General features: G+C 42.7%; 22 protein-coding genes. 15 read left to right on the forward strand and 7 right to left on the reverse strand.

Annotated elements, in window-relative coordinates:
* Positions 1-253: 253 nt before the first annotated feature.
* A complete protein-coding gene (locus tag FQ608_RS13650) occupies positions 254-772 on the reverse strand; it encodes a hypothetical protein (RefSeq protein ID WP_199856377.1) in 519 nt (172 codons plus the stop codon).
* Positions 773-933: 161 nt separating this feature from the next.
* On the opposite strand from FQ608_RS13650, the gene FQ608_RS28050 reads away from it, so the two are divergent.
* From FQ608_RS28050 to FQ608_RS13685, 7 genes are all read left to right on the forward strand, one after another.
* Entirely contained in the window at positions 934-1,182 is a 249-nt protein-coding gene (locus FQ608_RS28050) for a helix-turn-helix domain-containing protein (RefSeq protein ID WP_158858795.1), read from the forward strand.
* Between the two features lie 190 nt (positions 1,183-1,372).
* Complete coding sequence (locus tag FQ608_RS13660) at positions 1,373-2,479, forward strand: chorismate mutase (RefSeq protein WP_158858796.1); 1,107 nt, start codon at positions 1,373-1,375, stop codon at positions 2,477-2,479.
* Between the two features lie 37 nt (positions 2,480-2,516).
* A complete protein-coding gene (gene aroB, locus FQ608_RS13665; RefSeq protein WP_158858797.1) occupies positions 2,517-3,554 on the forward strand; it encodes a 3-dehydroquinate synthase in 1,038 nt (345 codons plus the stop codon).
* Positions 3,551-4,774: a 3-phosphoshikimate 1-carboxyvinyltransferase gene (locus tag FQ608_RS13670; protein ID WP_158858798.1), complete on the forward strand. Its 1,224-nt coding sequence runs from the start codon at positions 3,551-3,553 to the stop codon at positions 4,772-4,774. The genes aroB and FQ608_RS13670 overlap by 4 nt, the downstream gene beginning before the upstream one ends.
* A 32-nt stretch (positions 4,775-4,806) precedes the next feature.
* A complete protein-coding gene (locus tag FQ608_RS13675; RefSeq protein ID WP_158858799.1) occupies positions 4,807-5,646 on the forward strand; it encodes a prephenate dehydratase in 840 nt (279 codons plus the stop codon).
* Positions 5,643-6,791, forward strand: coding sequence for a pyridoxal phosphate-dependent aminotransferase (locus FQ608_RS13680; RefSeq protein WP_158858800.1), 1,149 nt, complete (start codon positions 5,643-5,645; stop codon positions 6,789-6,791). Before FQ608_RS13675 ends, FQ608_RS13680 begins: the two co-directional genes overlap by 4 nt.
* Before the next feature lie 241 nt (positions 6,792-7,032).
* A complete protein-coding gene (locus FQ608_RS13685) occupies positions 7,033-7,887 on the forward strand; it encodes a prephenate dehydrogenase (protein ID WP_158858801.1) in 855 nt (284 codons plus the stop codon).
* A gap of 135 nt (positions 7,888-8,022) precedes the next feature.
* Here the strand turns inward: FQ608_RS13685 and FQ608_RS13690 are convergent, their stop codons facing one another.
* Positions 8,023-9,945: a receptor L domain-containing protein gene (locus tag FQ608_RS13690; RefSeq protein WP_158858802.1), complete on the reverse strand. Its 1,923-nt coding sequence runs from the start codon at positions 9,943-9,945 to the stop codon at positions 8,023-8,025.
* Complete coding sequence (locus tag FQ608_RS13695) at positions 9,942-11,774, reverse strand: hypothetical protein (protein WP_158858803.1); 1,833 nt, start codon at positions 11,772-11,774, stop codon at positions 9,942-9,944. The genes FQ608_RS13690 and FQ608_RS13695 overlap by 4 nt, the downstream gene beginning before the upstream one ends.
* Before the next feature lie 271 nt (positions 11,775-12,045).
* Between FQ608_RS13695 and FQ608_RS13700 the strand changes: the two genes are divergently transcribed.
* Positions 12,046-13,263 carry an arginine deiminase gene (locus FQ608_RS13700; RefSeq protein ID WP_158858804.1) on the forward strand — a complete coding sequence of 406 codons (1,218 nt, stop codon included), beginning with the start codon at positions 12,046-12,048 and terminating at the stop codon, positions 13,261-13,263.
* 30 nt (positions 13,264-13,293) lie between these two features.
* On the opposite strand, the gene FQ608_RS13705 is transcribed toward FQ608_RS13700, so the two are convergent.
* The gene (locus FQ608_RS13705) at positions 13,294-16,068 is read right to left on the reverse strand and encodes a putative LPS assembly protein LptD (RefSeq protein ID WP_394351661.1); all 2,775 of its coding nucleotides are present in this window, start codon (positions 16,066-16,068) and stop codon (positions 13,294-13,296) included.
* A 64-nt stretch (positions 16,069-16,132) separates the two neighbouring features.
* On the opposite strand from FQ608_RS13705, the gene FQ608_RS13710 reads away from it, so the two are divergent.
* Complete coding sequence (locus FQ608_RS13710) at positions 16,133-16,933, forward strand: N-acetylmuramoyl-L-alanine amidase family protein (protein ID WP_158858805.1); 801 nt, start codon at positions 16,133-16,135, stop codon at positions 16,931-16,933.
* Positions 16,934-16,951: 18 nt separating this feature from the next.
* A complete protein-coding gene (locus FQ608_RS13715; protein ID WP_158858806.1) occupies positions 16,952-17,791 on the forward strand; it encodes a transglutaminase-like domain-containing protein in 840 nt (279 codons plus the stop codon).
* A gap of 48 nt (positions 17,792-17,839) precedes the next feature.
* On the opposite strand, the gene FQ608_RS13720 is transcribed toward FQ608_RS13715, so the two are convergent.
* Positions 17,840-18,436 carry a redoxin domain-containing protein gene (locus tag FQ608_RS13720; protein WP_234364198.1) on the reverse strand — a complete coding sequence of 199 codons (597 nt, stop codon included), beginning with the start codon at positions 18,434-18,436 and terminating at the stop codon, positions 17,840-17,842.
* Between the two features lie 87 nt (positions 18,437-18,523).
* A complete protein-coding gene (locus FQ608_RS13725; RefSeq protein ID WP_158858807.1) occupies positions 18,524-19,153 on the reverse strand; it encodes a 4'-phosphopantetheinyl transferase family protein in 630 nt (209 codons plus the stop codon).
* 41 nt (positions 19,154-19,194) lie between these two features.
* On the opposite strand from FQ608_RS13725, the gene FQ608_RS13730 reads away from it, so the two are divergent.
* The 4 genes from FQ608_RS13730 to FQ608_RS13745 all read left to right on the forward strand — a co-directional run bounded on the left by FQ608_RS13730 (position 19,195) and on the right by FQ608_RS13745 (position 21,838).
* Positions 19,195-20,103, forward strand: a complete 909-nt coding sequence (locus tag FQ608_RS13730; RefSeq protein ID WP_158858808.1) for a WD40 repeat domain-containing protein — start codon at positions 19,195-19,197, stop codon at positions 20,101-20,103.
* Between the two features lie 96 nt (positions 20,104-20,199).
* Complete coding sequence (locus tag FQ608_RS13735; protein ID WP_158858809.1) at positions 20,200-20,997, forward strand: DivIVA domain-containing protein; 798 nt, start codon at positions 20,200-20,202, stop codon at positions 20,995-20,997.
* Positions 20,997-21,374 carry a dihydroneopterin aldolase gene (gene folB / locus FQ608_RS13740; RefSeq protein WP_158858810.1) on the forward strand — a complete coding sequence of 126 codons (378 nt, stop codon included), beginning with the start codon at positions 20,997-20,999 and terminating at the stop codon, positions 21,372-21,374. The genes FQ608_RS13735 and folB overlap by 1 nt, the downstream gene beginning before the upstream one ends.
* A 2-nt stretch (positions 21,375-21,376) precedes the next feature.
* Positions 21,377-21,838 (forward strand): DUF4268 domain-containing protein, encoded by a 462-nt coding sequence (locus tag FQ608_RS13745; RefSeq protein ID WP_158858811.1) that lies wholly within the window; start codon positions 21,377-21,379, stop codon positions 21,836-21,838.
* A gap of 180 nt (positions 21,839-22,018) precedes the next feature.
* Here FQ608_RS13745 and FQ608_RS13750 read toward each other — a convergent pair whose 3' ends face one another.
* Complete coding sequence (locus FQ608_RS13750; RefSeq protein WP_158858812.1) at positions 22,019-22,333, reverse strand: HesB/IscA family protein; 315 nt, start codon at positions 22,331-22,333, stop codon at positions 22,019-22,021.
* Between the two features lie 113 nt (positions 22,334-22,446).
* On the opposite strand from FQ608_RS13750, the gene FQ608_RS13755 reads away from it, so the two are divergent.
* Entirely contained in the window at positions 22,447-22,968 is a 522-nt protein-coding gene (locus FQ608_RS13755) for a DUF7935 family protein (protein ID WP_158858813.1), read from the forward strand.
* Positions 22,969-22,971: the final 3 nt, after the last annotated feature.

Below are 22,971 nucleotides of genomic sequence, written 5' to 3' on the forward strand. Positions count from 1 at the left end.
TGAAATAAGATGGCGACAGTTGAATATAATGTTTTTCAATTAAAAATCACCCCTCCATCTACTTTTGATTTGCATGCAAATCTCCCAATTCTGTCTTAAGGTTACCTTAAGACAAACTTAACACCTACTTAAAAAATTCTTTTGAACGCCTTGATTTTTAATGTTGCGATCATTTTTACCAACCATGACTTAGCGATAATTGCTCTATGTACATCTTCCGTTCTTCCAGCAGCCTAGCACGCACTTTTTCCATCTACGCGTCTTGGTCAAATTTGTAGCTGTCCAGAGACTTATATGTCTTGTCCTTTCCCCTTGAGAATTTGATTTCACCATCACCTTCTATATCAGCAGATCGAACTCCAGCACAAATTTCCTTAAACTTCTTCTGATAATCAGTTACGAAATTAACCAGGATAATATTGTCATATTCCAAACCTTTGGCTTCATGAATTGAAAAAAGCAGAGGGGTTTTAAAGATTCTCCGTGCTTCTACCTTGTCTTTATTCCGCATTACTATGACAGCATACCTGGCTGATCCCCGGGTATTTTGGTTAAGTTCTGATTTTTGTTTGTCGTTGGCCTGGAGAAATACCACTTCCCCGCTCTTTTTGCTGACAGAATGTACCAAATAAGTGCTCTCTTTATAAATTGCCCCAAATCGGCTGGTTTTAATTTTCAGTAATTTATTGGCAAGCTCTGTCACAGCGGGTGTATTCCTGTAGTTGGTTTTGAGAATGCTTATTTCTTTCCCTTTAAGGTCACTTTTATACAAGTACGTTTTCAAATCACAACCACAAAAAAATTGGCTGAAAAAAATAAAAAACAAAAACAGGCATTACCTAAAATTATGGTGGTGGAAGGCAACAGTAAACTTCGGGAAATCATTGTTCACCAACTTGAGGAAAATTTTGATGTTTATCCATTGAAATCGGTATGAGTAGGCCTGTGCTATACCGTAAGCTCAAGCAGTTAACTGGATTAAGCATTATAGATTTTATCAATCAGATCCGTTTTAAAATGGCAGCGTCTTTACTAAAAATGGGAAACCTGAGCGTTGTAGATGTGGCTAATCGAGTTGGCTTCGCCGATCCAAAGCACTTTCGGAAGAGTTTCAAACTGTTTTTTGGGTGTAATCCATCCGAATACAGCAAAATCTCCGAAAAAATCACTGAAAATGTTTGATTTTTAAATCGAGACAATTACATTTGGCACATGAAAAATTTCGCAGCTACTTATTTTAGCTTCTTTTACTTTTACTTTCGTCCCCAAGGTCGAATCGGAGCTGCGTATTGTCTGGTAAAAAAATAAACTAAAGATAAACACACACAGGAGCCCGATTCGAAAGAATCGGGCTTTTTTATTAAATGTAACTATGGAAAATCACTTACAAACTCAAGATTGGGGCTTAGGCCTGAAAGCCAAGCATCTAATCATCGCCGGTCCCTGCAGTGCCGAGACCCCAGAGCAAATCGAACAGGTATGCCTTGACATGATCGCAGCCAATGTGGTTCCCGATATCTTCAGAGCGGGAATTTGGAAACCAAGAACCCGCCCGGGAAGCTTCGAAGGAATCGGTGAGGATGGATTGAAGTGGATGGAAATCGTACGTCACCACCTCAACATCCCTATTACGACGGAAGTAGGAAATACTGCCCATGTAGAATCAGCTCTTAAGCATGGTGTAGATGTGTTGTGGATAGGCGCTAGAACTACCGTAAACCCATTTGCGGTACAGGAAATCGCCGAAGCTTTGAAAGGGGTGGACATCCCGGTCATGGTGAAAAATCCCATGAACCCTGACTTGGAACTTTGGAGAGGGGCACTAGAGCGTCTTCAGGCGATGGGCATCAATAAATTAGCCGCAATTCATAGGGGATTCAGTGATGCCTATGACAAGAAATTCCGTAACAAGCCAAACTGGTCCATGCCCATCCACCTCAAACGCATCTGGCCAGGCATGCAGGTTATCAATGACCCTAGTCATATCGTAGGTAATCGAACCGGCCTTTTGGAAACAGCCCAGCGCGCCATCAATTTCGGACTTGACGGACTGATGATCGAGACGCACCACGACCCGGACAACGCTTGGAGTGATGCCAAACAGCAAGTAACTCCCAAACAACTAAGAGATATTCTGGATAGCATCGATTTCAAAAAACCAATGGAAACCGAACAGCCCTCTGAAAGACTTCAGGACTTAAGGAATGCGGTGGACCATATCGATGACCAGTTGTTGGATTTGTTGTCTGAGAGATTTGCTATTATTGATCAAATCGGCGACCACAAGCGTGAGCATAACCTTACTGTATTCCAAGCGGATCGATGGAAGGCCGTAATGGATTCCAGAACCCAAAAGGGAATTTCAAAAAACCTCAGCGAAAAATTTATGAAGGAATTGCTTTATTGCATCCATGAGGAATCTGTGAAAAGGCAGGAGAAAAAATTGAGAGAAGAGGTTTCTGTAAAGAAAACTGTCTAATTTTAAGCTCTCTTTCTTTCAATAAAAAAAACCTGTATTGGAAACAATCATATTCTCTGCCCAAATTGCGCAGGACTTGGCACGCTATCTACAAACCCGCAAATATTCCAAACTGGGGGTAATTGCGGATAGCCACACCATCCAACATTGTTACCCCATTATTCAGTCATCCCTGCCGGAACATTCCGTCTACACCTTTGAGGCTGGTGAAATCCACAAAAATCTGGACACCTGTATCCAGATTTGGCAGTGGATGACAGAACAGGCCTTCGATCGCAAAGCACTAATTGTCAATTTGGGAGGAGGAGTAACGGGGGATATGGGTGGTTTTTGCGCAAGTACTTACAAACGGGGCATCCGTTTCATTAACATACCTACTACTCTCCTATCCCAAGTGGATGCGAGTGTAGGCGGAAAGTTGGGTATAGATTTTATGGGTTATAAAAACCATATAGGGATCTTTAATCAACCGGAGGCTGTACTTATCAGCGATGAGTTTCTCAAATCACTTCCAGAGGCCGAACTCCGCTCCGGATATGCAGAAATCATCAAACACGGATTAATTTCCAACGCCAACTATTTCGAAGGTCTCAAATCCAAAGATTGGCAGCGACAAGACTGGAAAGCAATCATTGAAATCTCAGTCGGAATAAAGAAGGACGTGGTAGAAAAAGATCCAAAAGAAGATGGCCTGCGCAAAATTCTAAACTTTGGCCACACTATCGGCCATGCCATAGAATCTTTCTACCTAGATACAGAGAGGCATTTGCTACACGGAGAAGCCATCGCTATAGGGATGTTGGCAGAAGCCTTTTTATCCAGCAAATTCCTCAGGATGTCTCCCATGGAGCTGAAAGTCATCGAGGACATGATTCTTGCTGTTTATGGAAAGAATGAAATTCCCTCCGCAGATTTTGAATCGATCATTGACCTGTGCTTTCAGGACAAGAAAAACGAGGGCTCTATTTTGAATTTTTCCCTGCTTCGAAGAATTGGCGATTGCGAATACAATATAGCTGTAGGTCGCGACGAAATATTACAATCATTGACCTATTATAATGAGCTGCCCGCATGAAAACCATCTCGCTACCACATAAAAATCGCTTCGGAAAGGTAGTCATTCCTCTCCCTTCGTCCAAAAGCGAAAGCAACAGGGTCTTGATCATTAATGCCCTTACCCAAGGCGAAAACAAACTTTCCAATTTGGCTGAAGCCCGGGATACCCAGACCATGATTCGTCTTCTTGAAGAAGACCCTAACATCTATGATGTATTGGATGCGGGAACCACCATGCGCTTTTTGACGGCTTATGCGGCATTGAATAACAGGAGGAAAATACTTACCGGTACTCTCCGCATGTGCGAAAGGCCTATAGGAATTCTGGTAGATGCTTTGAGACAATTGGGTGCGGAAATTGAATACTTGGGTAAAGAGGAATATCCTCCACTGAAAACGAAAGGATTTGCTAAACAACTTACCAATAAAATTCAAATTAGGGGCGATGTCAGCAGCCAATATATCTCAGCTTTACTGATGAACGGGCCATTGCTTCCTGATGGATTGACGCTTGAGCTTACCGGAAAAATAGGATCGCAGACTTATATTGAAATGACGCTTGAATTGATGAAGGCTTTCGGAATCTCCTACAGCTTCGAGGGAAATGTCATACACATTGCCCATCAAGCTTATGTTCCCACTTCCTTTGCTGTCGAAAGCGACTGGTCTGGCGCCAGCTATTGGTTTAGTTTATTGGCATGTGCCGAAGAAGGTGAACTTTACCTGAAGGGTCTTAAACAAAACAGCTTGCAGGGAGATTCCCGGATTGTGGAAATCATGGATAAATTGGGGGTAGAAAGCCAATTCGATACACAGGGAGTAAAACTCACCAAGAAACCCATTGAGGGAATTGACCGGATTGACTTCACACATTGTCCAGACTTGGCCCAAACGGTGGCAGTCACCTGTGCCTTACTTGGACAAAAAGTAGAATTTAGCGGACTGGAAAGTCTGCGGATTAAAGAAACAGACCGCATCTATGCGCTGCAGCAGGAATTGGCAAAGATCAATGCAGGGCTGGTAGAAGGTGAAGACGAGTTTTTTACAGTGAGGCCATCAACAGATTTGCCACCTGCTGTGCAAATACATACCTATGACGACCACCGAATGGCGATGGCCTTTATGCCTTTACTAACCCGGATGGAAGTGACCTTCGATGATCCTGAAGTTGTCAACAAATCTTACCCCAGCTTCTGGAAACATTGTTCCTTATTAGAGGTCGATCTCCAGGTAACTTGATTAAGGCGGATTATCTACTTTATAATTAAGAAATGACCGTAAAATCAAAACAACTGACCATCGCCATACAGGGCGTCCCGGGATCTTTTCATCATCAGGTAGCCCAACAATATTTTGGGGAAGATATTGCGGTTGGCGGATACCATACTTTTGAAGAGGTAGCAAAAAGCGTGGGAAACGAAACGGCAGACTTCGCCGTGATGGCCATAGAAAATTCGATTGCTGGGGCTATTCTTCCCAATTATGACATCATTGACCGACACGGTCTTTATGTATTTGACGAATATTACCTGCCCATATCACATAATCTGCTTACTTGGCCAGGACAAAAGATCGAAGATATTCATGAGGTTCGGTCCCACCCAATGGCCATCTTGCAGTGTAAGGTTTTTTTTGCAAAGTACCCCCACATCACGCTGGTGGATGATGTGGACACGGCCTATGTAGCCAAAGTAATCGCAGATGGACAAAAACTTGGGGTAGGTGCTATCGCAAGCCCTAAAGCTGCCGATTTTTATGGACTGGAAATCCTTGCCGGAAACATTCAGACCGTGCAGAATAACTTTACCCGGTTTATCCTTCTCCAAAAGGAAAAACCGGTGCTGAAGGAAATTCCTACTAAGGTGTCTTTAAAAATTACCATCCACAACCAGAAAGGCGGCTTAGCCAAGTTGTTGACCCTTATGAGTGAGCATGATCTGGACCTTACCAAAATACAGTCCATACCTGTCATCAACAAGCCCTGGGAATACGCATTTTTTATCGATACACTTATAGGCGATTATGACCGCTACCAGGAGGCAATTGAGTTGATCAATGAAAGCTTTGGCGTGGTAAAGATCTTTGGAGAATATCAAAACAGAAAGGGATGAAAGGATTTTCCAAGCGGCTTGGGGAAGTCAGGGAGTATTATTTCTCCAGCAAATTAAAAGAAGTGCAGACTTTGCGGGAGGCTGGACACCAAATTATTAACATGGGCATAGGCAGTCCGGATTTGCCTCCCCATCCATCTGTTACCGAGGCGCTCAAAACATCCGCAAGCATTCCGACTGCACATGGGTACCAGTCTTATATCGGTAGCCCTGCATTAAGAGCTGCATGTTCCGACTTTTATGGCAACAGCTATGGAGTCCATCTTGACCCAGAAAATGAAATTTTGCCACTCATGGGATCCAAAGAGGGCATTATGCACATTTCCATGGCTTTTTTGGATGAAGGTGACGAGGTGTTAATTCCAAACCCCGGATACCCCACCTATACCTCGGTCACCAAGCTCTTGAATGCGAAACCTGTCTTCTACCCGCTTTCTGAAGAGCGGAACTGGGAGCCAGATCTGGAAGAACTTGAGCATATGGACCTGAGTCGGGTGAAGTTGATGTGGGTAAATTACCCGCATATGCCTACAGGTGCCGCTGGAAGTTTGGAGATGTTTGGACGGCTCCTCGCTTTTGCCAAGAAACATCAAATCCTGATTGTAAATGATAATCCATACAGCTTTGTTTTGTATGAGAACCCGATTAGCATCTTATCCCTGCCAGATGCAAAAGAAAATGCGATGGAGTTAAATTCGTTGAGTAAAACTTTTAATATTCCCGGTTGGCGGGTAGGTATGCTGGCTGGCAAAAAGGAGTACCTTGAAGCCGTCCTCCGGGTAAAAAGCAACATGGATTCGGGGATGTTTCTGGGGATTCAGGAAGGTGCTGTGGCCGCATTGAAGCTAGGCAAGGAATGGTTTGATCAAAACAATGCGGTTTATGCAAGACGGAGGGAATTGGTTTGGCAGTTGGCGGAAGCAATGGGTTTAACCATTCTAAAACAGCCCGGCGGGATGTTTGTATGGACCAAGGTTCCTGAAGGGATCAATGCCTTGGACCTGGTGGACCGTCTCCTTTATGAAAAACATATCTTCGTGACGCCCGGAATGATTTTCGGCAGTGCGGGGGAGGGGTATATCCGCTTTTCCCTGTGTGTATCAGAAGAAAGAATTCTGGAAGCAAAAAGAAGGATAGTCAAATAAATGATGAAATATCTATTGAATATATAACCAATATATCCCATTAAATCGAGCATGACGAAAACGTCACACATTGGGACCATAACAAACATGCGAGATTCTCCCGATTCTGATCGGGACGGGCTATGTTACCATTAAAAACCAATTATAAACACATGAAATCGAGCATGACGAGATCGTCACACAGTGGGATGATTATAGTTGCGAGATTCCATCTGACCGTTAAAAACTAAATTATAAACACATGAAAAAAATACATATCGTCGGACTCGGGTTGCTGGGTGGATCATTTGCCTTGGTGGTGAAAAAGAGCAGGCCTGACCTAGTGTTGACTGGCTACGACCAAAACCCGCAGCATTTGGAACAGGCACTGGTACTGGGAATGATCAGTGAAGCCAAAGAAACTCCTGATGCAGACACAGATGTAGTCGTACTGGCAACGCCCGTCGACACCCTCACTTCGCTTTTGGAAGAAACACTGGCCAGTACGGGTGATCGTACATTGGTATTTGACTTTGGATCGACAAAGGAACTGATCTGCGAGAAAGTCGCCAATAACCCCAAGCGGGCGAATTACCTTGCCGTTCACCCCATTGCAGGTACCGAAAACTCCGGTCCAAAAGCTGCTGAGCTGAATCTTTTTGACGGTAAGGTCATGATCATTTGTGAGATGGAAAAGACCGATGTGCACCTTAAAGGTATGGCCTATGAGCTTTTTGAACTGATGAATATGAAGCTTCGCTTCATGGATCCCAAAGACCATGACTTGCATTTGGCCTTTGTTTCCCACCTTTCGCACGTTACCTCCTTTATGCTGGGCAAAACGGTGCTGGATAAGACGGCAGACGAAAGACATATCTTCGATATGGCAGGCAGTGGATTTGCATCCACAGTTAGATTGGCAAAAAGCTCGCCCGCTATGTGGGCTCCGATTTTTATAGAAAACAGGAAGAATCTACTCGAAGCCATGGATTCCTACATTTCACACATGCAGCAATTCAGGGACAAGATCGCAGCGGAGGACTATCAGGGCCTTACCGAGGAGATGGTAGAAGCGAATAAGATCCGTGATATTCTGGATTTGGAAAAAGAAAGGTAATTTATTTCTCCTTTAAGTGAGCGAAGTTTCAGGTAAATTTTGACAATAAATTCTACAAAAAACACACATCAAAATTCTTCCGGTATTCACGGAAGAATTTTGATTGTAGTTGTCTTCCGCATACTTTTATTTTTATCAATAATCACCTTGACATTCTCCGGATATTATCTTTTCTATCGTTGGATTGTAATAATTACCCTGTATTAGTACTTTATGGTAAACACCATTCTCAAAGAGGTTCTTTAGCGCACAAAAGCCCATGAGATCTTGATTATTTCGAATTTCCAAAGTTGGCAAGGTCCCATCACCGACAAAAACTAAATTCTGAAGCCCGTCCAAGGAACGCAGGCTGTTACTATTAATGGTTAATTTTTTGCTAACCTTGGTGACATTTGATAATTGTGTCAATTTATCGAGACTACCATTTAAATCGATTTTAATATCGAGCATTTCATCAGCCAAGGCTAACCCATCTAGATTAACAAGGCTGGTAGCGAACAAATCAAATTCAGACAGAATTTTACCCGAAGGAGCGAGCAACCCATGTAAATTCCTGACATCAGTCATATGGTGTATCGAAAGCCGATTTATTTGCTCTACGCCGGCTCCGAATCCTTCGAAAGATGAAATTTGGATTTGGTCATTGATTGTGAGGGAACCAATTTTACGCAATCCGGATAAACCGTTGAACGATTCGAGGCTGCTGTTTGCGCTAATAGTAAGTTGATCTACTTCTTTCAGGTTTTCCAATCCTCGAAAATTTTTCAGGGATTGGTTAGAATACACTTGAAATTTCCCAAGTTCGGTAAATCCACCCAATCCATCCAAACTTATCATCGATGGGTTGTTTTGTATAATTATGTCGGCACGATTAGGGATAATTCCTGATAATCCTGTAATCTGTTCCAAATTCTGATTATTGTAAATTTGGACTGATTCTACAGCGCTTGCAATATTTTTAAGACCATCAAGGTTTACTAATTTGTTGGTATTGGTGATAATAATCTGTCCCTCAATAGCCTTTAATCCGCTAAGTGACGTTAGGTCCACAACCGGGTCTTCGGAATTGCCACCCTGAATATGAAGATTACCTTCTATGCCTTCGTAGCACCATCTTACCCAGTTGTTGACCTCTGTTTGAGAAGACAAGACTACATTTCCAACGTATTTCCCTCCAATACAGAGGTTTTCCTCCAATTCTATCAATAAAGGATTATCTTTAAAAATCTGTAACTCTTCGAACGTAAAGGTTTGGATGAAGTCGAACCAAAGAAAAGCAGATGCTTTGACTGTATACTCGTCCGCATAAGGAAGTATCATAGTTTGGTTGATGCCTTCAATCAAATCGAGATCAAATATTTCTCCATTAGCGGTGATTTGTAGCGTTCCAGAAATAAAATCCATCAAATGTGCATCCGAAACCAATGTCACATAGAAAGAAACCGGACTTTTTACATCCATATTGAATGACTGAAAGCCGAAATCTTTAGGACTTTTCCCCTCGACAGAGATGGCATTCATGGGAAGCTGTGATACGGGTTCGTCTTCCGCATCGGATGCTATGGGGACTATTTCAAAAGGGATTGGAAGGGACAGTGCTGGATCTTCGCTTAGGGATGATGTCTTTTGAGGCGTAGCTTCCATGACGGCGTTCCCTTCTCCCAAGATGTAAAAGGCTACTACTTCATAGGAGCCCTCAGGGAGAAAAATCTTTTCAGTCAGGTAATAGCCATCCTGTTCTTCTACTTGGATTCTCTTCATCTCATACTCAGTTAATGTTCCATCATCTTTGCGAATGGTAATGACTGCTTCCTTTATCCCACTTATCCGCAAGTTGGCGTCAACCTGTCGATTGATCCGGATGACAACAGCTGGGACTTTCAGCTCCAGTGCTGGTTCTTCAGGATCTGGTTCCGGATCCGGATCTGGTGTAGGAGTAGGAGTTGGCTGGGTTATTGGATTTGGAGATTCAACCTCCTCACAATTAACCATGAGTACACCGAAACTTAACAAAAAAATCAGATGCAATATGCGGGTGCAAATCAGTAGATTTTTCATTGCTTACACACTCCATTTAAAAGATCAGAATGGGATGGGTTAAAGGCGTTACCCGAAATTTGAACCCATTTCTGTCTGTCATGTCGCCGTATTTCCTTAGACATGGGACAAAAATCCGTAAGGGATTTATTATCGGCAATTCGGATTAAAAACGGAGGGTCGGCTAGACCAGGATACGAATAATGGATAAGACTCATCAGGTTAAGACCTTTTAGGCTCGTAATTCGGGGATTATTTACAACCGAAATATATTTAGCCACCATATAAATTCCTTCCATCGGGTTCAAATCGAGTAAGGATTCGTTGTCATGTACCTCTACAGTATTGACATAGGTATCGAACTTGATTGGAGCGAATGATTCCAGGGTGGAATTTCCATTGAGTGCAAAAGTACTGCTCACTTTTCCTTCTTCTGTGAGTAATCCATTTAAATGGGCAAGTTTGGGATTATTCTTCAAAAGGAGAGCAGAGATTTGATGAAAAGCACCACCGTCCATTCCCCCAAAATTCCTTAAGGAGAGGTTGTCTTCTACTATTACAGCCCCTATCCGCACAGATTCTGGAAATATAAAATTTAGCTGATGCAAATTCGGGTTTCCAATGATAGAGACCTCACTTAGCGTATGAAACTCCCCTAAATCCTGTAACGATTCAAAATGCTCCATTTGCTCAATGAATAACGATTTTACAGTAGGGGCGGAGGTCTGAAAACCATCAAAATTTGATAGGCTTGGATTACCAATCAGTTTTAATTCTTTCAATTCAGATAATCCAATAATAGGTGTACAGGTTTCCAGCGAAATGTTATTTTGGATAATCAAACTTCCGGTTATTACATTAATGGAATCTAATCCATTCAGTGTCTGGAGAAGTGGATTGTCTGCAATCACCAAACTTCCATTAATATAGTTAACGGTTTTTAGTCCGCTTAGATCTGTGATTGGGTCATCGATATCTTGATCAGTTTGGCGGAGGATCAATGAACCGAAAATACTTTCGTAACCAAATTGAGCAAAGGAATCTACTTCAGACTGAGTAGATATCTCTAGCCTTCCATTAAAAGGGCCTCCAACATATGGGTTCTTTGTAAGTTCGATAATTAGCGGGGTTGTGGAAAATTGACTGAGGCTATCTGTTGAAAAACTTTGTTCAAAAGAAAAGTATGGTCCATATTCAACAAGAAACTCAAAAATCCCAGGCTCTTTAGGCAGTACTATTCGATTTAGCTTACCGGTAAGATATTGAGTTTGAGAATAGGGCCCATTACTGATCGTCAACTCCGCTGGAAGGAACTCCATATACTCATCCACCATCTCCCGAACTACAGACATAAAAAAGTAAAATGTCTCCCTAAAACCTGCCATACCCGCCTCAAATCCAAAGGATTCGGGCTTTTGCGCCGCGGTGGAAATTATTTCCAGACCAAGGGATTCGGTTCCATTCGTACTGATTTCAAAGGAAATCGGCAGGGGCTCAGAGAGGTATTCACCAAAATCAGATCCCTCCAAGGGTGTAGCATAGAGGATATTACCACTGCTATCTGTAAGATAGAATGTGGAAAGTTGATACGAGCCGGCTGGAAGCCTGATATCCTCTATCATCAGTTCCTCTCCAAATGTCAAAGTGGGGAGACTCTTTCCGTCAACTGCAGTTGGCGTACCGTCCTCATTCAAAATAGTTAACACGACATGGCTGACACCTTGGACAGGTGTCTCCAGTTTTCGGCTACGCTCATTCCCCACATAGCTTTCGGTTATCTGAAAGCTTAAATTCCCGTCTGCCTGCAGAGGTAACTCGTATTCCGCAGTACAGGCCCCAAAAACAATCATGCAAAAAAGTTGAAAGTAAGGGCTAAATTTCCATTTGTCCATTTTTTTAAAAAAGATTTTTCAAAACTAAACAATATTTTTAAATAATATTTAATGTAATTCAAATATTTCTATTTGTATTTCAAATCACAAATTCCACAATTTTTAAAAACCATTAGGTTAGATTTGCCATGACTTCTCCTAAATTTAAAAATTAAATGATAAAATTGTCCACTTTTTACGAAATTACGGGTACAAATAACTTTTTGCGCAAAATATCAAACTATAATTGATGACAGACCTTCGAATAAACTCTGAGTACGGCACACTGAAATCTGTATTGATGCACAGACCGGGAAAAGAAATAGATCGGCTTACTCCCTACAATAAACACCTGCTTCTCTTTGAAGACGTGCCGTATCTGGAGGAGATGCAAAAGGAGCATGACTATTTCCGTAGTCTATTGATACAAGCTACCGGGGCTAAAGTGTATTTGTTTCATGAACTTCTAATGGAAATTCTGACAAACAAGACATTGCTTCGGCAGCTCCTGTCAGAAGCTTTACAAAAATACCGCCTGGGACATTTGGTAGATGACCTGATGGAAAAGCTCTCAACCTCAGAATGTGCCACGGCATTGATCGCAGGTCTAAAGGTCCATGAGGCCAAAAGGAAAATGGAGGGATTGCAGTTGGAAGAGTTGATGGACTTTGCTTATTTGATTCCCCCAAGTCCCAACTTATATTTTCAACGCGATACCGCTGCAGTCACTCCAGGGGGGGTGATGTTTTCGAGCATGAAGATGGAGGAACGGCAGCGGGAGGCAAATATGGTCCGCAGCGTCTTTGAAAATCACGGGATCTTTCGTGATCAAATTCATACGGTCTATCCGTTGGAGAGCCACAGCAATCCTCCCAGTATAGAAGGGGGGGATGTAATCATTTTATCCGAAAAAGCCATTGCCGTGGGGCATTCCGAGAGAACAGATGAGAAAGCCATTTATCATTTGGCCAAGCGGGTGATTTCTGAAGGCACCATTGAAAGGGTTTACATGGTGCAGCTGCCCAAAAAGCGAAATTTTATGCACTTGGATACCGTTTTTACCATTCTGGATGAAAATCTCATTCTTACTTACCCGGATGCGTTAGATGCTGTAGTACAAACGGCCGTCTATACCTTTAAAGCACATGATAATGATCAGGTTCATGTAAAAAAAACGATATTGTCAGACTCGTTGGCAACTATTCTTCAAAAAGAAATTTCCCATCTCCAGATTATCCATACGGGCAATGGTAATCCGGATTATGCACTTCGGGAACAGTGGTTTGACGGGGCTAATGTGCTGACCATAGGGCCGAGACGGGTGATCTCCTATAGCCGAAACAAACATACCAACCGGGCATTAAGGGATGTTGGCGTTGAAGTCTTGGATATACCTTCTTCCGAACTGTCAAGAGGGCTAGGCGGACCACGCTGCATGACCATGCCCATAGAGCGGTCTTTGGTTTAACACAAAAAATAAGTCCGCACCTAACTCTGACTAAAAGCTGTCAAAGAAGGACCTTCGCCGCGATACTTTTAAATCCCTCAGAATATTTGACTTTACCCGGATATCGATGTTATAGCTTGTAAATCGCCCAAACGGTACCCAGTTGACATTCATCTGCCAGCAATGCAGGTCCCGGGCTATACCTATCATGGTCTGTGTAATGTTTTTAGCAGCCACGTCAAACCCGGAGTTAAAGTTAATTTTCCATTTGTCTGAGAGACTCAAGTCTCCGGATATATTGATCGCTTGGGTTACACTGGTGGTTCCATTGGGGGCTTTTCTGTAGGCTAGGTTGTATCCGAAGGTCATGTTCCACGGAATGGACCAGTCAATGTATTGACTGGGATCATTGGCAATCCGATCAATTTCATTTTCCACAAATTCATTCAACTGGCCTCCCTGATCAAGGAAATCATTGGTTAGTTCATCCCTCACCTCGCCGGGAGATTTTTCAGTTTTACTTGGATTGATGCTTCCGTTAAGATTGAGTGTGGCATTTCTAAGTGTGCCAATCCCCTGCCCACGCCGAAAAGCAAAATCGTTTATCCTGGCCACCGTTTCTTGCTCTCGTACCTTGTAGGTGCCGGTGGCATAGGGATCCAAGCTTGCGGTAACGTTGACAGATACCCTGTTTTCAAACATGGATGTCCTAGTTGTGAAGTTAATCGGGGCCAGCTGAAAGGAATCAGCGACAAAGTTATAGTTTGTTTGAATGTTGAATGATTGAAGTAGGGGCACCTTTTTGGTCTGAACTTCCGCAGTATCACTTTCAGACCTTACTTTGGCTTCCAACACATTCCGAATATTTATACTTAGTGCCTTTGATTCCCCGAGCGGTGCTCCTCCGTAAATGAAATTTTGATAGCGGGAGATTCGCTGTGTCCTCCCGGTATCGTCTACCTGGACTTCTTGATAAAATCCAAATCGGGGATCCGAAAAATCCGGAGTGGAGTTAAATCCAAAGGTCGGCTGTATATGATGGCGGATAGCTTCTACCTTGGATCCTTTACCAAAGGTATAAAACCCATAGATATTGGTCGCCATGTTAAAAGACGCATTGTAATACCCCACCCGGTTAAATCCCGGTTCTAGGATTCGGTCAAGCCGGGCTTCTTGGGGGTTGTAGTAGTAATTGATTCGGTCCAGGTACCACAGTTCCGTGAAATTCATGGAAGCAGTACCGGTAAAAAAACGAAACAGGGTGAAATTGGAAGAAATTGGAACCGTATGCCGGAAGCCGTTATCCGCTTCTCGCAGGAGTTGGGGTAAATTGGCGAAGGTAAATGGCAAAATATCCGGAGCTACAGGCTGGTTAAACTCCTCCAACTGGCTCTGCAATAACGTTGGGTCCACACCAAATTCATTGGTGACACGGTTGTTGATGGAGTTTTGGGCATTGAAGTTCCAGGCAATGTTTAGCGTTTTAAGGGGCTCAAACTTTATATTGCGAAAGGGATTCTGCCGGTTCATGTTGATTGCGATATCAGGTAGAAGTAGATTTACCTCATCCGTGACCTGATTTTGAGAATGCCGCAGATTGGCTGACATGCTGAATGGTGTGCCGGTAAAGGTTTTGCTGTAAGAGATATTAGAAGAAAAGTCGGAAGACATGTTTTGCTGAAAATTTTGCTGCTGCAATACATTGTCATTGTAGGACTTGGTACCGAAGTTGGCAGAGGCGGAAAAACGTGAATTCCCCCTTGATTCCGGGGTATGGTTCCAGCGAAGCCAGAATGCGTCATATTCGAGTGGTACCTCAGCCGTCTCCGGACTTTGAAATTTCTGATAATCGATGTTGAAACCTCCTTTGTACCGATACCGCTTATTATATACGGAGGCGGTCTTGGCACCATAGCCCCCCAGTGAATAGACTTCCCCCGTTACTTTGGTGTGGATATAGTCATTGAGGGCGAAATAATAGCCAAAATCCCTAAGGAAAAACCCCCTTATTTGCTCCTGCCCGTAGGAAGGGAAAATGATTCCTGAGACTTTCTCCTCAGGGGTATCTGGAATTATCCCAAAGGGTAGCCCTAGCGGAGTTGGAATGCCGTTGAAATATAAATTAAACGGTCCTGACACGACTTGCTTTCCCCGAATGGATTTGATCTTGGAAGAAGAAATATGCCAATGCGGCTCCACCAAGTCACAGGTGGTATAAAACCCTTTATTCAGGTAGATGCTTCCATCCCTTCCCTTTTTTACTGTTTCTCCACGAAGCAGGCCTTCGTCCTGCTGGGTAACCACATCAGTGATGATGGCTTTGCTGGTTTTGAAATTATACCGCATGTCTTTGCGGATTTCGTATATACTTTGCCCTTCCTTGAACATGGGAGTTCCCTGGATTACGCCGGTCGTGTCTTTTAGACCTGAAGCAAACAGTTCGCTTTTTTCCCAATCGATAACAATGTAATCCGCATCCAGTCTGATTTCTCCATATTCAAACCAAGCTTCTTTGTACAAAAAAACTTTATTGGCCGTAAAATCCGACACAATGCTATCTTCGGCAAAATAATTGATAATGGTTACAATATCACCTACCTGTTGAACTTTTGCACTATCTTCGGCTAAAATGAGATCATCTACGTTTAATATACTATCTGGAAGAGCTATAATGGTAGTGTCCGGAAAAACCAGCGGGTTGATCAAGGTATCAGGGGCAATTAGAACTCTTTCCGAAGGCCTGGTTGCCGGCTCTTGGCCGGAAACGGGCTTATGGAAAAAGAGGAGCAAGGAAATGGAAAGAAAAACGAGCTTAATATAATGCACCGATTATTTCTGTTTGCTTCAAAAATTTACAAATTTTGCGTAAAGTTAATCTTATTAACAGTTTATGAAACGAAGGAGAGCTAAAAATATTCTTATAATTTCCCTACTTACTTTTTCCCTAATCATGACAGGTTTTTTACCGACGGGAGAACGGGCCTCGGAGTTTAAATTAAGACGGGTAGTCATAGATGCGGGGCACGGAGGAAAGGACCCCGGCACGGTAGGTAAAACCTCCCGGGAAAAGGACGTGGCCCTTTCTTTGGCTTTAAAGTTGGGTCAGTACATCGAGGAATTGATGCCAGAAGTAGAAGTGATTTATACCCGAAAGTCAGATACTTTTATTGAGCTGAAAGAACGTGCGAGCATCGCCAATCGCAACAGAGCTGATCTTTTCATTTCAATACATTGCAACGCAACCACTACCGGGGGTGTTTATGGTACCGAAACGTTTGTCATGGGGAACAAAAACTTCAATGCCAATTTTGAAATTGTAAAACGTGAAAACGCCGTGATCTTATTGGAGGATGACTATGAGGAAAATTATGAAGGGTTTGACCCTAAATCTCCGGAGTCCTACATGATGTTTAATCTCATGCAAAAGGCCTATTTCGCCAATAGCCTCTCCCTCGCGGAAAAAATCGAAAATGATTTTGTTACCCGGGTAAACCGTAGCAGCAGGGGAGTGAAGCAGGCACCCTTTTATGTTCTTTGGACCACAAGCATGCCCAGCGTATTGGTTGAAGTAGGATTCCTATCCAACGCAAATGAAGAAAGGTATTTGAATAGCAAGGACGGCCAAACCTACATTGCTTCTGGGCTGTTTAGGGCTGTAAAAGCCTATAAAGAAGAAATCGAATCGCTGTAGGAATTTAATCTACCGCTTATGGATATAAATGAAAACGAACTGAAAGCCTTGGTATCCCTGCTGGATGACACCGATAAGGAGGTCAAAGAACATGTCAGGGATAGGATCATTTCTTTGGGAAGTCAAATTATTCCTTTTTTGGAACAAACTTGGGAAAACAGTTTCAACCCGGATATTCAGAAAGAGATCGAGGATCTGGTACATGAGCTTCAGTTTTCTCTTCTCAAGGAGCGACTTACTGAATGGAAACAGTCATCAGAGCAGGACTTGTTGACAGGGTTATGGATCATAAATACCTATCAGTATCCTGATTTGGATTTTGATCAGCTTAATGCGACCATGCATCAGATCTATTTTGAAGTCTGGACATCTTTCAAAAACGATGCCCCTCCCTACGAAAAAATCCGAACCATAAACAGTGTGCTTTTTAATGACCTTAAATTTGCCGCAAACACTAAAAATTTTCATTCACCGGGCAACAGTATGTTGAGTAATGTGCTGGATTCAAAAAGGGGGAATCCGATCAGCCTATGTGCCGTTTATTTATTGGTAGCCAGGAAGCTTGGATTACCCATTTATGGAGTAAACCTCCCGAATTTGTTTGTCTTGACCTACAAATCAGACAACTTAACCGTATATATTAATGCGTTTAACAAAGGGTTGATCTTTTCCCGGCAGGATATTCACAACTACCTGGAACACTTAAAACTGGAGCCTAAGGACGAGTTTTTTGAACCTTGCGAGAATGAAGTCATCATGAAAAGAACTCTTCGAAATCTCATTTATGCCTTTGACAAGATTGGTGAATTGGATAAAAAGCAGGAAGTGGAGGAGCTGATGGATATTCTAGACCGATAAGTTCTTTATTTTTTTTTAGAAAACGCAGCATTGAAATAGACTAGAAATTTATCGCAGCTGCCGAATATTACACCCTACCGCACGGGTGGAGGCGGGACTTGGACTTTTTCGTGCAAGCAAATTCGTCAGCGCATTTTCCAAGTATTTCATCTGGGCACTTTCGGGGGATTGTGGGTTATTGTCTATTGCTCCTTTGTACACCACAGCATAGCCAGTCGGACCTTGGGTGATGACTACTGCTTCTGGGATTTTTGTCACCTGTAAATAGGTAGCTAGTGATTGCTGCGTATCCATTAAATAGGGCATCGCATATCCCCTTTCCTTTGCAACTCTCGCCATGGTTTCCTGACTTTCTGAAGTCCCAAGGAATACATGTGGGTTTACCAGCGCAAATACTACTCCTAGTGGAGAAAACTCATCATTGAGAGCAGTTATCCTATCTTCATAAAGTTTAGAAAACGGACAGGTAATGCTCGAAAAAATCAAGACCACACCTTTCGCAGAGCGATGTTGCTCCCATGAAAAGTTTTCACCGCTTACCGCATCTGTTAGCTCAATGTTAGATATGCGCTGTCCTAAAGCATCAGCTAGCCCCATCCACCCCAATAGGATCAGTTTACCGAAAAACAGAATTGATCTACCCATTACAACCTTTCGTCTAGTATTTTTACTCTCCAAATTCGCCAATAAGTTAGCTAAAAATTCCCAGTATTTGAGAAGATCTTTTCAATTTTACCAAATGGTATAGGTCAAAATCATATCCCCTTCCCGAATTACCCGAACAAGGTAATGGTGATCGGAACTGCCGGTTGCATAAATCCTTCCTTTGATTTCCCGATCTTGGGAAGAGAATGGTTGCAACAATATATTTTGCCTCAAACTTATCCCCTTTCTTCCCTGACATTTAAAGATACTTTCCTTTGCAGACCAAGCGATGGTATGCATCAAAACATCATTATCCAAAAACTCCTGTTCCGAAGGATCTAAATACTTTGGTCCAAGGGGTACTGCCTTTTCCCTAATTTTCTCCAAATCAATGCCAACTGGCATTTCTTTATGAAATATGGCGGCGGCTATGTCATAACTGTGCGTGAGCGAAACATATCCGTAACCATCCATGGGATAGGATTTCCCGTGAGAATCTTTGTAGAAGCCCGGATAGGGAAGCTGAATCAGTTCCAGTGCAGCCTTTATCGCTAACCTTGCTCCCTTCCACTCTATTTTTTTATGCGGATGGCTTATATTTGAGTAGGACAATTTTTCTCTAAAACTCAAAAAATCCAACTCATTATGGTGTTGTAAATGAATATTATTAACGGCAATAGCTGATAACGGACTTATTTTTTCTAATTTTGTTTGCATGCGAATGACGGAGGTGGAGGTGATTATATTAATTGCAATATATGGCAAAAATTCAAGTTAATAAACTTCATTCCCTCACTGGACACAATCACTCTATTTTTGCCCTGACTGAAGGAAGTGATCCGCAGTATTTTTATACAGGAGCCGGCGATGGGATGGTAGTGGAATGGGATCTCGATCAGCCCAAGGACGGAAAGCTGTTGGCCAATTTGCCGAATTCCGTATATGCCCTAGCCGTCGACCCTCTTCGCAATCTTTTATTTATAGGCCATAATTTTGAAGGAATACATGTCATAGACCTCGCCAACAAAGAGGAACTGTGGTCCCTTAAGCTTACCTCTAGTGCCATTTTTGACATTAAAGTACAAGGAGATCTACTCTATGTTGCTACCGGGGATGGAGTGCTTCTGGTAATAGACATTAGGGAAAGATCACCTCTAAAGCACATCAAACTCAGTGATTCGTCTCTTCGAGTTCTGGCCTTTAATCCGAAGGGGGATCAGGTGGCTGTTGGCAGTAGTGATAACTCGGTAACCATACTACACACAGATGGCCTTCTCCCTATTACCCGGCTGGAAGCCCATACTAACTCGGTGTTTGCCTTGGAGTATTCTCCAGATGGAAGGGTACTGATCAGTGGAGGAAGGGATGCTACTCTGAGTATTTGGGACGCTCACACCTATGAGCAATCAGAACGTATCGTGGCGCACATGTATGCCATTAATTTTCTTACCTTTCGGGAGGATGGCAAATATTTTGTAACTTGTAGCATGGACAAATCCATCAAAATTTGGGATGCCCATACCTATCAACTCTTAAAAGTAATCGATAAGGGTAGGCACGCAGGTCACGGTACCTCCATTAACAAAGTAATCTGGAGTCACCACAGGCAACACATCATTGCCTGCAGCGACGACCGGACTGTATCAATTTGGGATTTAGAATTTTAGCTATATGAAATCGAGCATGACGCAGGCGCCAAACAGAGGGATGATTATAAAACATGCGAGATTCCATGTGGCAATTAAAAAACAAATAATAATCACATGAAAATTACCCCTTTAGACATTCGTCAGAAAACCTTCGAAAAACAAATCCGGGGCTACGACAAAGATGAAGTTTCTTCCTTTTTAATCTACCTCTCCCAGGAATGGGAAAAAGTGATGGAGGAAAAAAACATGCTCCAAATGAAGTATGAGCAGGCTGATAAAGAATCACGGAAATTGCGGGAAATCGAAGACTCGCTCTTCAAGACGCTAAAGACTGCAGAAGACACGGGCGCAAGTATAATAGAGCATGCCAATAAAACAGCGGATCTGATACTCAAGGAAGCTCAGATGAATGCAGATCTGATGGAATCTGATTCCAAGGGCAAGGCCCGTAATTTACTGGAGCAGGCGGAAAATCAATCCCGGGAAATCATCGAGGACCTGAAAGACGAAGTAAGATCGCTAGTAGACAGTTACTCGTTTCTGGTCAATCAGCGGGAAAGCATTCTCAAAAACATTAAAAATTTGGCCAACGATACCCTGGAAAATGTCAGGCAAAATCAGGATGAATTTCAAAAAATTGACCTTTCCATCCACACTCAAAGGGTAAAGGAGCTTCAAAGGAGAGGAAATTACCAAGGCACTCCCAGTCTGCCATCCGCAGAACAGCCTTCTTCCAGTTTAAGCAAGGAAGCAGAATCTTTTCCTGAAATCAATGAGGAAAGTGGTATCGAGGAGAAGCCGGAACCACCTTATTCCAGGGAACCTGAAGCAACGAATCCAATCGAAAAGGAAGAAACTTCAAATAAGCCTAATGAAAGAAATACAGGATCCTTTTTTGACCAGTTTGATTAATGGGAAGGGTATCACTGGAAGGGATTGAATTTCACGCCTATCATGGCGTGTTTTCAGAAGAAAAAAAATTGGGTAACCGATTCACAGTAGACATACATGTGGAGACGGACTTCCAGCAAGCCATGCTGAATGATGACCTCAAGTCTACGGTGGACTACTATAAGGTATATCAAATTGCAAAATCCCATATGCAGGAGCCTGTTAAATTGCTGGAACATCTGGCGCATTTGATGATCCAGGATATTTTGAAGACATACCCTGACCTGTTAGCGGTTCAAATTGTCATCAAAAAACATAATCCAGCCCTGGGAGGGGTAGTGAATTATTCGGTAGTAGAGGTCACCTATCCAGACGATTATGAGGCTTCTCAGCAGTAATCATGTATTCAAAAGCTCAGGAAAGTAAAACCAAACAGGAATTTTGGACGGCATTTGGAGGATATATGAAGCCCGTTCCGTCAGCCGAGGGCGGGCGCATCTCTTGGCAAAACTATAAAACAGGTATCAAAAGTATTTTTTTCAGGATGCGGGCTGAACGGGATTTTGCTTCTATTGGCATGGAAATCACCCACCCGGATCAGGATATTCAGGAACTGCTGTTTGGCCAGTTTGAGCAATTCAAAAAATTGCTGGAGCTGGAAACGAAAGAGCCTTGGGAGTGGAAATTGCTAAGTTTGGACGAATTTGGAAAGACCGTTTCGGTAGTAGAGATGAGGCTTGAAGGCGTGAATGTCATGGACGAAGCCGACTGGCCGGCCATTATTTCCTTCTTCAAACCCCGTATCATCGCCCTTGACAGCTTTTGGTCCAATGTCAAATACGGTTTTGAGGGGTTGGTTTAAAATATAGTCGATGCTGGAAGTTTAAAGTTTATTTTTAACCTAAATCAACGGTACGTTCCAGTAACTAGCTGATTATCAGAAAACCTGGCAGGTTTTCTGATAATCAGCTAGGTAGCAAATAACATGGGTGAAACCTGGCAGGTTTGCGGAATTAAAATTAAAGTAAAACGCTGCCACCTCCTAAACATCATGCCTTTTGGGAAGGGCTGTATTTACAAAGGTAAATCCCCGGGCATCGTTTCCTTCATAAAAATCAATTTGCATCCCCATCAAAAACATGACGTGCCTCTTTTCGATCAGCAGTTGGATTCCCTCCCAGGGAAAAACCTGATCCTCAGGCTTAGGCATGTCAAAGCCCAATGCGTACGAAACACCACCACATCCGCCGCCCTTTACCCCAATACGCAGCGCATAGCCCTCAGGAATATTTTTGCTGGTCAGGATATTTTTTATTTCCTCCAGTGCCTTTGAAGTAATAGTTATGGGATTTAACATGTCAACAAAATACTTTTCTTCGTTTAATGGTTCAAACTTAACTTAGAAAAATGGAAAGCACATAGCTTTCCTAGCGTATATTTAAGATATTCGGACCAAAATTCATCAGACTTATGGAATACATTGTTGACCTTCTGAAAATCATTTTACCGGCGGGCCTAGTTATTTATGGGATGTACATCATCACGGTATCATTTTTGAAGAAAGAATGGAGTCAAAAGCACTTGGAACTGAAAACCAAAAATACCGAAGTAATTCTGCCAATCCGGCTTCAAGCGGGTGAGCGCCTCTGCCTTTTGTTGGAACGAATTACACCAAATTCCTTGGTGCGGAGAATCAATCAGGGGGGATTGAGCGCAACTGAACTTCACATGCAGCTGATTGCGGAAGTAAGGGAAGAGTTTAACCATAACCTTTCCCAACAAATCTACTTCTCGGACGAAACTTGGGAAAGTATCCGGAATGCCGTGGAACAGGTCATTACGATAATAAACCGTGCCTATCAAGACCTGAATAAGGAGGCAGTAGGTTTGGATTTGGCAAAGCGCATCTTCCATCTTTCCATGGAGCAACAAAATGACACCCTGGCCCAAGCCAGAAAAAATGTAAAATCAGAAATAAGGGTCTATTTTTAATCC

The sequence above is a fragment of the Lunatibacter salilacus genome (genome assembly GCF_009797935.1).
Lineage (GTDB): Bacteria > Bacteroidota > Bacteroidia > Cytophagales > Cyclobacteriaceae > Lunatibacter > Lunatibacter salilacus.